We start from the raw sequence: 12,325 nt of genomic DNA, 5'->3' as shown, positions 1-12,325 counted from the left end.
AGCCGCCGCTTCCGGGGATGTCTAGCCCTGCCGGATCATTTCCCGACAAATCGCCGAATTGCCGCACCCGTCACACAAAAAGCTTGCCTTCCGCGACCCTGACGGCATGGCCGCCGATGCGCGCGGAGGCCAGTTTTCCGCCATCGACATTGAGTTCCAGCCGGATGCGCGAGGGCCGGCCCATTTCCAGGCCCTGCTCGATCCAGAGCTGCGAGACGCCGTCGATCGGGGTGTCGAAATGCATGATGGCGCCGGCAAAGGCCGCTGCAGCCGAACCGGTCGCGGGATCTTCGTAGGACGGCGTGCCGGGCACGATCATCCGGACATGGAAAGCGCTGTCGTGATGTACTGTCTCTCGGCAATAGACGTATGGACTGGCGAAAGCCCATTCGCTCTTGCGGGGCGCCAATTCCGACCACGCCTGGTTGTCGAGCCTGATCTTGGCCGCCTCTTCCAATCCGGCAACGGGAACGGTCACGTAAGGCACGCCGGCCGACCAGAAGGCGACGCGGTGATTCTCGAAGCCGATCTCGTGCGGGCCAAGGCCGAGCGCGGCGCCGATCGCTTCCGGATCGGCCTTGAGCTCCAAGGCTTCCGGCAGTTTCGCCAGGTCGAACTCGGCGAAAGTAGAGCCGTCATGCTTGCTCACCGCGCAACGCACCGGCCCGATATTCTCCTCCAGCACGAAAATGCCGGCCTCCTCCTCGGCGAGTTCCGCCAGCGCGATCGCCGAGCCGACCGTCGGATGGCCCGCGAAAGGCATTTCATAGTCGGGCGTGAAGATGCGGATACGGTTGCGGTGCATCGGATTGTCTGGAGGCAGCACGAACACCGTCTCAGACAGGTTGAATTCGCGCGCGATCGCCTGCATGCCGGCAGTGTCGAGCCCATCGCTGTCGAGTACCACCGCAAGCGGATTTCCGGCCAGCCTTTCGGTGGTAAACACATCGTAAAGCAAGTAATTGCGCGCCATGGAGAAAACCTTTCGCCTCGCCCCGAATTTCTGCCCCAATCCCAACATGAGGGAAATTTAATTTGAAATTCGAACCTCAAAGCCTGATCTGTGCACGGACAGGGACATCGATTTCCAGCATAGGGGTCCGGGGTGGACCAGGTTGTCAATCCGCCAAAGGCGGAATCCGGTACTTCCATAGAGGCCGCGCTCGGCCTGGACCGCAAGGGCGTAAGCCGCAAGCGTCGCCGCCTCTGGCTTTACGCCCTGCTGGCGATAGCGGTCGCAGCGGTCGGCATTACCCTTTATCAATGGTACGCCGCGGCGCCCCCCAGGATTGAATACACCACCGTGCCGGCGGCGACCGCGGACCTCACCGTCGAAGTATCCGCCACCGGCACGCTGCAGCCGCTGACCCAGGTCGACATCTCCAGCGAGCTTTCCGGCATCGTCCGCTCCGTTGCGGTCAATGAAAACCAGCAGGTCAAGAAGGGCGACGTGCTGGCGACGCTCGATACCGCCAAGCTGGAGGTCCAGATCGAGCGCGCCACCGCCTCCGCCAAGGCGGCTGCGGCCGCCGTCGAGGACGCCAAGGTGACACTGCAGGAGAACGAGAACGCGGTGGTGCGCGCCAGCGCGCTGACCAAGCGCGGCATGGCGACGGACCAGTCGCTCGAAGCGGCAACCGCAACGCGCGACCGCTCGAAGGCAGCGCTCGACAGCGCCGAGGCCAATCTCGCCATCGCCCAGGCCGAACTCAAGGCGCAGCAGACAGACCTGGCCAAGAGCACCATCTATGCGCCGATCGACGGCATCGTGCTCACACGCTCGGTCGATCCCGGCCAGACGGTCGCGTCCTCGCTGCAGGCGCCGGTGCTGTTCGTCATCGCCGCCGACCTTCGCAACATGGAATTGCGGGCGGCGGTCGACGAGGCCGACATCGGCCAGGTCAAACCTGGCCAGCACGCCCGCTTCACCGTCGATGCCTTCCCCGACCGCCCGTTCGACGCCGAGATCCGCGACATCTCCTACGCCTCGGTCACCACCGATGGCGTCGTCACCTACAATGCGCGGCTCGAAGTCGACAATGGCGAGCTTCTGCTCAGGCCCGGCATGACGGCCACGGTCTCGGTCGTCACAAGGCAGGCCAAGGGCGTGCTTACCGTTCCTTCGACGGCCTTCCGCTATCGCCCGATGCAGCAGCAGGCGCGCAGCTGGAGCCTGAGCGATCTCTTCACCGGCCGCATGGGCCGCCCCAATCGGCAGCGCGAGCCGACCAAGGCGCCGACCGACGGCTCGCGCACGCTCTATGTGCTGGAGAACGGCCGGCCGCATCCGGTGAACGTCAGGATCGGCTCGACCGATGGTGAGCTGACCGAGATCACCTCCGGCCTCGATGAGGGCGCGCAAGTCATCACCGGCGCGCAGCAGCGGAGCTGACGACATGTCGGCTCCCCTGCTCATCACCTTCGACAAGGTCTGGAAGAGCTATGGCGAAGGCGAGGCCCGCGTGCATGCGCTGGCCGGCGTCGATCTCGCCATCCGGCGCGGCGAATTCGTCGCCATCATGGGACCCTCCGGCTCGGGCAAGTCGACGGCGATGAACATCATCGGCTGCCTCGACACGCCGACGGCTGGAACCTACTCCTTCATGGGCATCGACGCAGGCCGGCTCGACCGCAACCGCCGCGCGCTTTTGCGCAACCTTTATGTCGGCTTCGTCTTCCAGGGCTACAATCTGTTGCCGCGCACCACCGCGGCGGAAAATGTCGAGCTGCCGCTGATCTATCGCGGCGTTGGAGCGCGCGAGCGCCGGGACCTCGCCATGCAGGCGCTGGCCGAGGTCGGGCTTGTCGGGCGCGAGCACCACACCCCGGCCGAGCTGTCGGGCGGCCAGCAGCAGCGCGTGGCGATCGCCCGCGCCATCGTCACCAGGCCGACATTGCTTGTTGCCGACGAGCCGACGGGCAATCTCGACACCGCGCGCACGCATGAGATCATGGAGCTGCTGACCAGGCTCAATGCCGAGCTCGGCCTCTCCATCGTCATGGTCACGCACGAGGCCGATGTCGCGGACTATGCCGGCCGCACCATTCGTTTCCTCGACGGCCATGTCGCCTCCGACACCATGAAGGCGGAGGCAGCGGCATGATCTGGGAGACCGTCCGCCTTTCGCTGCGTTCGATCCGCCGCAACGTGCTGCGCTCTTTCCTGACGCTGCTTGGCATCGTCATCGGCGTCGCCGCCGTCATCGCCATGCTCACCATCGGCTCCGGCACCACGGAGAAGGTCAAGGCCGATATCTCCAAGCTCGGCAGCAACCTTCTCGTCGTCCGTGCCGGCCGGCCGGCGGGGCCAGGCGGACCCGGCGGCCTCGACCAGGCGGTGCGGCCGCTCGCCGAAAAGGATGTCGCAGCGCTCGTCGCGCATCTGAGCGGCGCGCGCGCCATCTCGCCTGCTTCGCAGAAACAGGTCCGCATCATCTTCGGCACTGAAAGCCTGACCTCGGGAGTCACCGGCACGGACAGCGCCTATCTCGACGCCCGCGACTGGAAGCTGGTGTCGGGACGGCCGTTCAGCGATTCCGAAACGCGCGCCGGCACCGGTGCGTGCCTGATCGGCGAGACGGTGCGCCAGCAATTCTTCGGCGCCGGCGATCCGGAGGGCGAGATCATCCGCGTCAACCGCACCTCCTGCAAGATCATCGGCCTGCTCGAGCCCAAGGGCTATACCGGCTTCGGCCAGGACCAGGACAATGTCGTGCTGATGCCGCTGCACGCCTATCAGCGGCGCATCGCCGGCAACCGCGACATCGACAACATCTACATCGCCGCCGACGACCGCACCCCGACCAGCGAGTTGCAGCCGCGCGTCGAGGACATTTTGCGCGACATGCGCCGCATCACGCCGGACCGCGATCCCGATTTCGCCATCCGCGATATGACCCAGATCGCCGACGCCATGACCAGCGCCACGACCACCATGACCGGCATGCTGGGCGCCGTCGCCGGTGTCAGCCTCCTGGTCGGCGGCATCGGCATCATGAACATCATGCTGGTCTCGGTCACCGAGCGGACGCGCGAGATCGGCATCAGGCTGGCCATAGGCGCGCACGAAAAACACATCCTCATCCAGTTCCTGGTCGAGGCGACGGTGCTGTCGCTGCTCGGCGGCATTATCGGCATCCTGATCGGACTGTCGCTGGCCGGCATGGCCTCGATGGCGCTGACGATACCGTTCGCGCCGAGCCCCGCCGTCATCCTGCTCGCCGTCGGCTTCTCCGCGCTGATCGGCATGGTGTTCGGCTTTTTCCCGGCGCTGCGCGGCGCCCGCCTCGATCCGATCGACGCGCTGCGGCACGAATAGCCGTTATTCCACAACCTTGGTGCATGCGCACGTCGACAGCACTGTCACCATCCGACCCTACAATGCTAGATTGATTTACCGTTTTACGGGGATTCCGAACTTTATTTGGACGCTCTTCCGTATCGAAAGCCGTTTCAAACTTGCCTAGCATTGCTGTCGACAACATGTTTCTGTTCGAGAAACAATAAATACGGGGGATTGGTGACTGAACATTCGCTCTGCGTAGCCAACACAAAGTTAGAACCGCTGACCCCATGGTGCTCGTTAACCCTCGCCTGACGGACTACTTCGGAATTCCAACGCCACAAGCGCAGCTTGATTTTGCCATACCGTTTTTCAACGAAGACATACCACTTTACGTCGATCCATTCCTCCTGTGGGCCTCTCCGTCACAACAGGATCAAGCGCTTCACACCGCCGTCATCAACGCCTTCAATCAACTAGGTCAGCTCTTCCTTCGGGGAGAGCAAAAGAAGGCCGTTGGAACATTGATTGCCGCATCTGAGTGTGATGAGGTCGGTCTCGGCGCTTCGGCCACGAGAAAAGGGAAACGTCTGGGTAAGACCAAGGCGCACGAAATTCTCTCCCTGTTCAAAACTATCCCACAATACGGCAGCGCTGGATTTCGTCACTTCGAAGAGATTCAGTTTTTCATCGACGGTATTTCGAAAGATAGAATCAGCGATATCACCTGTAGCTTCACAAAGTCATTTCTCGTCGACTACACCATCGAACAATGTCATCGGCATGGGATTCCCTTGAGGGACCACACCCTCCCCCACGTCTATGACTACCGAAAGAACGAGTTCAAACCAGAAGGGGGTGTCCAACTCCCTTTTCACCCTGATACGCGCGCTCCACTGATTCTGGTGCCGAAGCGCTGGCTTCGCTTCGGGCCTTGGATTTCTTACGACGACTATTTCCAGGAACATTGTCCACAGGACGATATCTCGCATGAGGCAGACAAACTTGAACGCGTGGACGTCCTGAATTTCAACCGCGCAAATTACAACGTCGTCGACGCTTATATCAGAGAGAAGGAAAGAACGTTCGAAGATTGCAAAAACGATCCGCTCTTTACCCAGATTCCGGTTATATCCGCCCGCCGCAAGTTGACCGCGATTAAGAAATTGCCTTCAGGTAAAAATGAGAACGCCGACCGCGAATACGAGAAACTGATTGGCGATCTCTTTCCGTCACTACTCTATCCCCAGCTTGATTTCGCTGCAGTCCAAAGCCGAACGGACAGTGGTTCGCTTGTACGCGACCTCATCTTTTACAATTCCCAGTCCGATCCCTTTCTAAAAGGCATATTTGACGACTATGCTTCAAGACAATTGGTCTTCGAGCTTAAGAACGTTCGAGAAGTCAGCCGTGATCATGTGAACCAGCTCAACGCCTACATGACTGACAGTTTGGGAAAATTCGGAGTATTGGTGACGCGCAATCCACTAACCGGCGCTCGAAAGCAACGAACAATCGATCTCTGGTCGGGTCAACGCCGGAGTATCATTACACTCACTGATGCCGACGTCGAACAGGTGGTGGAGTTGTTCGAGAGCAAACAGCGACTACCCATCGACGTGATCAAGAAAAAATATATTGAATTCAGGCGAGATTGTCCGAGTTAGGATTGAAAAATGGCCTTGACGCCTCAACAAATAGAAAAGCTGGAGAAGATTTCCGGTCAGATGGATGGTCTTCACAAGGAAATTGCGACCCTTGTGAAGAAATCGCCAAACGATGGATTGAACGAATTTAAGTTGAAATTCGTCAACGCTATCCTTGGTGAGGCAAACGATATATTGGGCTCCACGCACAAACCCTTGGCTGATTTTGATCAGTTCGATGCGGACGATGTCCCGACTACAAGTGATGTCGCTCTTATCCTCGGTCAATACATCGAGGAGCTTGAGCGCAAGCGGGCTGACAACATAAAACGTGGAACAAACGGAGTTTGGATTTACCGCATCGAAGGATCAGACGTGATGATCCGGACGGCGCCACCGAAGAAGATACAAGAGAAAAAGTGATGTCGAACAAATACTATACAACAGAATCTAAAGTTAGACAATACGAGGCCGTGATCGGCGTATTCACTGAGCTATTCAAGGAACTTAAAGACCTTGGAAAGAAGAAGCCGGAAGGAACGCTTAGCACTAGCAAAGTAAATCTTATAAATCGGGTGCTAGCTGACGCCGTTAAACTTCTGGAAGGCGCTCCGGATCACAAGTATCTTGATCTTTTGGATAGCGATTCCTTGCCGCAATACGGAGACGCTATTCTGATCCTGTCGCAATATGAAGGCGCCTTAAAGTCATTCTACGAGCGGCACTACGGATATCAGGCGGCGGGCGGCGACGCGTGGTTCATCCAGCCTAAGAAGAGTGGTTGAACGCCAGCCGAGGCCGACAGGCAGCGGCCTTTGTTAGACCGCACACGCATCTCAGAGCGCTCGTTACATTCTCATCCAATTCCTGGTCGAGGCGACGGTGCTGTCGCTGCTCGGCGGCATTATCGGCATCCTGATCGGACTGTCGCTGGCCGGCATGGCCTCGATGGCGCTGACGATACCGTTCGCGCCGAGCCCCGCCGTCATCCTGCTGGCCGTCGGCTTCTCGGCGCTGATCGGCATGGTGTTCGGCTTCTTCCCGGCGCTGCGCGGCGCCCGCCTCGATCCGATCGACGCGCTGCGGCACGAATAGCACCCGGCATCGCTCGGCTCTATTGCCGCAAATCCTGCGGTGATAAAGCGGTCTCCTGGGAAACCTTGAAGGGGACGGACGAAATGAGCAGGAAGGCGCGTGTAATCCTCGTGGCAATTGTCGTCGAGGCGTTCCTGGGCGGCATCTGGTGGTATCTGGCCCCCTTCGGTCTGGCCAATCCCGACCGCGTCGCGCCCAATTTCCAGGAAGTCGTCGGCCAGACGATGGGCACGGCGATGGGCGCGCTCCTCGGCCTCTGCTTCATCCTGTTCTTCGTCGCGGCGCGTAATGACCGCAAGGCATTGCCGCAGAAGGAGCGGCTCTGAGCGCCGCGAGAGAATGGAGTCGCGGACTGCCTGTCAAAACGGCAGCCGCGCGTTCTCCTTGACCTCCTTCATCACAAAGAAGGTCCTGGTTTGCCGGACGCCCGGCAACGCGATCAGCTTCTGGCCGTGCAGCTTGTTGAAATCCGCCATGTCGCGCACCCGTATCTTCAACAGATAGTCGAAGTCGCCGGCCACGAGATTACAATCCAGGACCTCCTTGAGCTTGAGGGCGGCCTCCTCGAAAGCGGCGAAACTTTCCGGTGTCGAGCGATCGAGCACGACGCCGACCATGACCAGCGCGCCGAGCCCGACCGCGGCGGGCGCGATCTCCGCCCTGACTCCGGTGATGTAGCCCTCCTCGAACAGGCGTTGCGTGCCGATGGCAGGTGGCGGCGCTGACATTCACGCGCGCTGCCAGCTCGGCATTGGTCAGCCGCCCCTCGGCCTGCAGGGCTCGCAGGATTTTGATGTCGATGCGGTCGAAAATATGATCGGAAGATTCTTCCATTCTTATCGGTTCCAATGGACGATTAGATGAACCTTAGCGCACTTCTTTGCGGAAATCCAAAAAGCAGCGGCCCTCTTCGAGAGCACCTTTCGCCGCAATTCGTCTATTCTTTGCCTATCCAAACGAACACTGCGGGAGGCAGGTCGATGTCACTTCTCGAAAAATTTCAACGGTATCCACTGACCTTCGGCCCGACGCCGATCGAGCATCTGCCGCGTCTCAGCGCGGCGCTTGGCGGCAAGGTGCGGGTCTATGCAAAGCGTGATGACTGCAATTCCGGGCTGCCATGGGAGGCAACAAATTGCGCAAGCTCGAATATATCGTGCCCGATGCGATCGCGTCGGGCGCCGACACGCTGGTGTCGATCGGCGGCGTGCAGTCGAACCACACGCGCATGGTCGCCGCGACGGCCGCCAAGATCGGTATGAAATGCGTGGTCATCCAGGAGAAATGGGTGCCGCACTACGATGCGGTCTACGACCGGGTCGGCAATATCCTGCTGACGCGCCTGATGGGAGCCGACAGCCGGCTCGTCGACGATGGTTTCGACATCGGCATTCGCAAGAGCTGGCAGGATGCGATCCAGTCGGTCAAGGATGCAGGCGGCAAGCCCTACCCCATTCCTGCCGGCGCCTCGGTGCACAAGTTCGGCGGTCTGGGCTATGTCGGCTTCGCCGAGGAGGTGGCGAAACAGGAAGTCGAACTCGGTTTCAAATTCGACTACATCATCGTCTGCGTCGTGACCGGCTCGACGCAGGCCGGCATGATCGTCGGCTTCGCCGCTCAAGATCGCGCCGACCGGGTGATCGGCATCGATGCCTCCGGCACGCCCGACCAGACCCGCGCCCAGGTCCGCCGCATCGTCGACGACACCGCCGCCCTCGTCGGGTTGGGCCGCGCCGTCCGCGAGGACGAAATCGTCATCAATCCCGACTATGCCTATCCCGCCTATGGCGTTCCATCGAACGAAACGAACGACGCGATCCGGCTGGCTGCCCGCACCGAGGCGATGATCACCGATCCGGTCTATGAGGGAAAGTCGATGCAGGGGCTGATCGACCTGACGAGGAAAGGCTTCTTTCCCGAAGGCGCGAGAATTCTCTATGCGCATCTCGGCGGCGCGCCGGCCATCAACGGTTACAGCTATTACTACAAGGACGACGGCGGTACGCGCAAAGGCGCGCCGCGTGACGACGCGCTGCCACCGCTCTTTCCATAGAGCGCACCCGCTGACACTGATGCTACGGGTCAGGAAACCTGTCGCTGCCATCGAAATGCCATTCGATCAGCGGCTTCATATGCCCCATCAGCCCGTCGGGCAAATCGGCGGCATGCCGGATGACGACTGGCCCTTCGATCTCCGGATCGGCCTCGGCGGCGACGAAGGCGCTGATGCGCCGCGCCAGCGCGTCGGCCGTTTCGGCAACACGGTAGCGGCGGAAAATCACCGTGCCGCTCGCCGCGACAGCGCGTGATAGCGCTGTCCACGCTCGGCCGCTGAAAGATCGAGCCCGGTCTCCTCCCCCACCTCGCGTATCATGTTGAAGTCGATATCGACCAGCCCGTCGCGAAAATCGACCGGCTCGAACGAGCCAGCGGCGAAATAGACGCGGCCGGCATTGACCGTGTGCCGGCCCATGCGGATCGCCACCAGCGCATTGTCCCCGGCGACCAGCATGGCATGCGCATAGGCGTGCTCGGCACCGGAATTCTCGCGTCGCTTACGCCACAGCATGAAGGTCGAATAATTGACCGCATGGCAGCGGCCGACGAGGCGGCTGTCGCGGTATGCCAGTTCGGAAAGCAGCACCACCGTGCCGTCGAACAGCGCCGGTTTGGCCGCGATCTCCTGGCGCCAGTTCTCAGCAATCGCTTCCGCATTGCTGACGGCGAAGGGGTGCGGCCCGGGATCGAGGCGGACGTCGACCGCATCGACCGGCAGGATGACGTTGCGGGGCAGATCGAAACTCAAAGGGTCACGCCATGTCCAATGTGATTGCCACGGGGCAATGGTCCGACGCTTTCGGCCTGTCCCAGCCGGCGCGCGGAAAGCGCTCGACCTCCTGGCCCGCCGGGAAGATGGTGCGCCAGGGCTGGCCGTTGCGGATGATGTCGGGCACGGCGGTCGCGTTCTTCGCCGCCAGTGCCTTCGACAGCAGGATGTAATCGAGCTGGCAGAGATGCCGCTCCTCCGGGCCGCGCGTGTGGTAGAAGCTCCAGCGGTCCATCTCCGGCCGCCGCTCGACGACATTCTCGCAAAAGCCGCCGGCGGTCAGCACGTTGATCGAGGACTGGGCTTCATCCACGACCTCGAAGCGATAGCCGTCGAAGCTGTCGCCCTCGATCCTGACACGCTGCCGGTAATCGTTCATATCGCCGCAGATCGCCCAGCGCTTGTCGGCGGCATGGTCCTTGCCGAAACGCTCCTCGATGATGCGGCGCACGGCCTGCGCCTCGGCCATGCGCAGCGGCATTGTCGCCTCGCGGCCGTCCAGCCCGTTGCGCGGCGAGCCCATCGACTTGAAATGCACGAGATAGAGTGTCAGCGGCACGCCGCCGACAGTGAGGTCGACCTCCAGGCAGTCCCGCCGAAAGATGCGATCGCTGGCCACATGCCCGAGCCCCGCAAGCTCCGGCGTGAAGAGGCCGAACCGCTCGAACGTGACATAGGCGTGGCTCGTCATGCGCACGAATTCGATCGGCTGGCCCTGCATGGTCTCGTTGCGCATCATCACTGCGACATCGATGCCGCGGGAGTCGTTGCCGGCCGTGGTGTATTTCTGACGGTAGCCCTGCCCGATCATCTTGAACAGATAGCCATATTCGAACGCCTTCAGCGCCTCGATATTGTCGACCTCCTGCATGCAGATGATGTCCGCGCGTGTGGCCGCGATGGCGAGCGCCGTCAACTGGCGGGTGTCGTCGGACTGGGCGATCGCGCGGGCCTGCTCGAGGATCCGGTATTCCGCCTCGCTCTGGATGTCGAACAGCGCCAGCGTGCGGTCTTCATTGAGCTGGTTGCGATAGCCCGAGAAATCGAACCTGTTCATCAGGTTCTCGACATTGAAGGTGGCGAGGCGGAGCGACATGGCGGTGACCTTTGCGCGCAAGCGAGGCCGAAAACAAGAGCCGGGCGTATGCTCGTCATGGTTGATGGAACCTTTCCGTTCATCTTCCGTTCAGACGAAAAGTTCCAACAATAGCCCATTCCCGGGGTGCTCTGGGCGTGGGGCCTTTACTCCTTGGAGAGTGAAATGAAACCGCTGTTTTCTTCCTTCAGATCCGGGCTTTTGGCCCTGGGGCTCGTTGCCGGCGTGACCGCGCCGTCGGTGGCCGGCCCGATCCTGCAGCCCGATTTCTCGACCGCCACCAGCGCGGTGGCACCCACGATCGTCCCCGTCCGCGACAGTTGGGCTGGCGGCAACAACTACTCGCCGCAGATGTATGACTGGCGCTGGCGGCGCGGCGGCGAGTGGCGCGGCCGCGATGTCAGACGCGACGGCAACCGGCACTTCTCCCGCAACTGGGACCGCAACTGGGACAGAGACAGGTGGAATGGCGATGGCGACTGGCGCTGGCGGCACCATCACCGCCGGCACTTCCGCGACAGCGAGGCCGCGATCCTGGGGCTGGGCCTTGGCCTTGGCTTGGGCAGCTTGGCCTACAACAATTACTACGATCCTTACTATTACGACCCCTATCCGCGCTATGTTCAGCCGCGGCGCATTTACCGGACGGAGCAGCTTTCCAGGGCCCATGTCCAATGGTGCTACGACCGCTACCGGTCTTATCGGGCCTGGGACAACACGTTCCAGCCCAACTACGGCCCGCGCCGGCAGTGCATTTCGCCCTATATCTGAGCGGCCTGCTGGCACAGAAACGGCGCCCTTCGCGGCGCCGTTTTATTATGCCGCAACCCTGTGCCGCGACCTTGATAACCCTAAATTCATCAGCGGCGCCTATTCATCCATGTCGGTGCTTCACATGCCGATTCGCAGCGAAAAATTCGCCAGAACGTACCCTGCAATGGCCGAAAACGAACTCAGAATCCAACGCCGCCAACGCGTCCTGAAGGGCGCGGCGATCTTGACCGGCATCAACAATTCCGAGGTGACGTGCACGGTACGCAACATGCATTCGAACGGCGCGGAGTTGAAAGTGCCGATCGACGCACGCGTGCCGGATGAATTCCTGCTCTATGTGCCGGTCGATGGCATCGGCTACAGGGCCGTGGTGCGCTGGCGCCGCGAGGACCGCATCGGCGTCGAGTTCACCGGCACCGAGCCCAAGCCACACTGGCACTACGGCTGAGCTGCGGCGGCACTGCCGTCGATCTCGCAAAGAAAAAGCCGGCGGATCGATCCGCCGGCTTCTCCGAGCATCTATGAAATTGCGAATTAGTTCTTGGCCTTGTCGACCAGCTTGTTCTTCGCGATTACCCGCGCGCCGCAGGGCAAAGCCCGAGGAC

General features: G+C 61.2%; 11 protein-coding genes and 4 pseudogenes. 11 read left to right on the top strand and 4 right to left on the bottom strand.

Going from position 1 to position 12,325, the window contains the following annotated elements; genetic code table 11:
• Positions 1 to 70: 70 nt before the first annotated feature.
• Positions 71 to 973 carry a PhzF family phenazine biosynthesis protein gene (locus tag EJ072_RS27045; RefSeq protein ID WP_126082092.1) on the bottom strand — a complete coding sequence of 301 codons (903 nt, stop codon included), beginning with the start codon at positions 971 to 973 and terminating at the stop codon, positions 71 to 73.
• A gap of 132 nt (positions 974 to 1,105) precedes the next feature.
• Here EJ072_RS27045 and EJ072_RS27040 point away from each other — a divergent pair, with 132 nt between their 5' ends.
• The 8 genes and pseudogenes from EJ072_RS27040 (at position 1,106) to EJ072_RS27005 (ending at position 7,349) form a co-directional block, all read left to right on the top strand.
• Positions 1,106 to 2,392 carry an efflux RND transporter periplasmic adaptor subunit gene (locus EJ072_RS27040; RefSeq protein WP_126082091.1) on the top strand — a complete coding sequence of 429 codons (1,287 nt, stop codon included), beginning with the start codon at positions 1,106 to 1,108 and terminating at the stop codon, positions 2,390 to 2,392.
• Between the two features lie 4 nt (positions 2,393 to 2,396).
• Positions 2,397 to 3,104: an ABC transporter ATP-binding protein gene (locus EJ072_RS27035; RefSeq protein WP_126082090.1), complete on the top strand. Its 708-nt coding sequence runs from the start codon at positions 2,397 to 2,399 to the stop codon at positions 3,102 to 3,104.
• On the top strand, positions 3,101 to 4,318 hold the full coding sequence (locus tag EJ072_RS27030; RefSeq protein WP_126082089.1) for an ABC transporter permease: 1,218 nt from the start codon (positions 3,101 to 3,103) through the stop codon (positions 4,316 to 4,318). Before EJ072_RS27035 ends, EJ072_RS27030 begins: the two co-directional genes overlap by 4 nt.
• 254 nt (positions 4,319 to 4,572) lie before the next feature.
• Positions 4,573 to 5,949 carry a hypothetical protein gene (locus EJ072_RS37030; protein ID WP_126082088.1) on the top strand — a complete coding sequence of 459 codons (1,377 nt, stop codon included), beginning with the start codon at positions 4,573 to 4,575 and terminating at the stop codon, positions 5,947 to 5,949.
• A gap of 9 nt (positions 5,950 to 5,958) precedes the next feature.
• Positions 5,959 to 6,351: a hypothetical protein gene (locus EJ072_RS27020; RefSeq protein ID WP_126082087.1), complete on the top strand. Its 393-nt coding sequence runs from the start codon at positions 5,959 to 5,961 to the stop codon at positions 6,349 to 6,351.
• Positions 6,351 to 6,713, top strand: coding sequence for a hypothetical protein (locus tag EJ072_RS27015; protein WP_126082086.1), 363 nt, complete (start codon positions 6,351 to 6,353; stop codon positions 6,711 to 6,713). Before EJ072_RS27020 ends, EJ072_RS27015 begins: the two co-directional genes overlap by 1 nt.
• A gap of 61 nt (positions 6,714 to 6,774) precedes the next feature.
• Positions 6,775 to 7,023 (top strand): annotated as a pseudogene (locus EJ072_RS27010) (FtsX-like permease family protein); the annotation flags it as partial.
• An 83-nt stretch (positions 7,024 to 7,106) separates the two neighbouring features.
• Positions 7,107 to 7,349 carry a hypothetical protein gene (locus tag EJ072_RS27005; protein ID WP_126082085.1) on the top strand — a complete coding sequence of 81 codons (243 nt, stop codon included), beginning with the start codon at positions 7,107 to 7,109 and terminating at the stop codon, positions 7,347 to 7,349.
• A gap of 33 nt (positions 7,350 to 7,382) precedes the next feature.
• Here EJ072_RS27005 and EJ072_RS27000 read toward each other — a convergent pair.
• Positions 7,383 to 7,857: pseudogene (locus tag EJ072_RS27000) on the bottom strand (Lrp/AsnC ligand binding domain-containing protein).
• Between the two features lie 146 nt (positions 7,858 to 8,003).
• Between EJ072_RS27000 and EJ072_RS26995 the strand changes: the two are divergent.
• Positions 8,004 to 9,076, top strand: a pseudogene (locus EJ072_RS26995) (1-aminocyclopropane-1-carboxylate deaminase).
• A 22-nt stretch (positions 9,077 to 9,098) separates the two neighbouring features.
• On the opposite strand, the pseudogene EJ072_RS26990 reads toward EJ072_RS26995, so the two are convergent.
• A pseudogene (locus tag EJ072_RS26990) lies at positions 9,099 to 9,829 on the bottom strand (hypothetical protein).
• Positions 9,830 to 9,833: 4 nt separating this feature from the next.
• The gene (locus EJ072_RS26985) at positions 9,834 to 10,946 is read right to left on the bottom strand and encodes an endonuclease/exonuclease/phosphatase family protein (protein WP_126082084.1); all 1,113 of its coding nucleotides are present in this window, start codon (positions 10,944 to 10,946) and stop codon (positions 9,834 to 9,836) included.
• Between the two features lie 165 nt (positions 10,947 to 11,111).
• Here EJ072_RS26985 and EJ072_RS26980 point away from each other — a divergent pair, with 165 nt between their 5' ends.
• A complete protein-coding gene (locus EJ072_RS26980) occupies positions 11,112 to 11,717 on the top strand; it encodes a BA14K family protein (protein ID WP_126082083.1) in 606 nt (201 codons plus the stop codon).
• 166 nt (positions 11,718 to 11,883) lie between these two features.
• Positions 11,884 to 12,168, top strand: coding sequence for a PilZ domain-containing protein (locus tag EJ072_RS26975; RefSeq protein WP_126060181.1), 285 nt, complete (start codon positions 11,884 to 11,886; stop codon positions 12,166 to 12,168).
• Positions 12,169 to 12,325: the final 157 nt, after the last annotated feature.

It is taken from the genome of Mesorhizobium sp. M2A.F.Ca.ET.046.03.2.1, from assembly GCF_003952425.1.
Taxonomy (GTDB): domain Bacteria; phylum Pseudomonadota; class Alphaproteobacteria; order Rhizobiales; family Rhizobiaceae; genus Mesorhizobium.
This window is presented reverse-complemented; position numbering and strand designations above follow the sequence as displayed.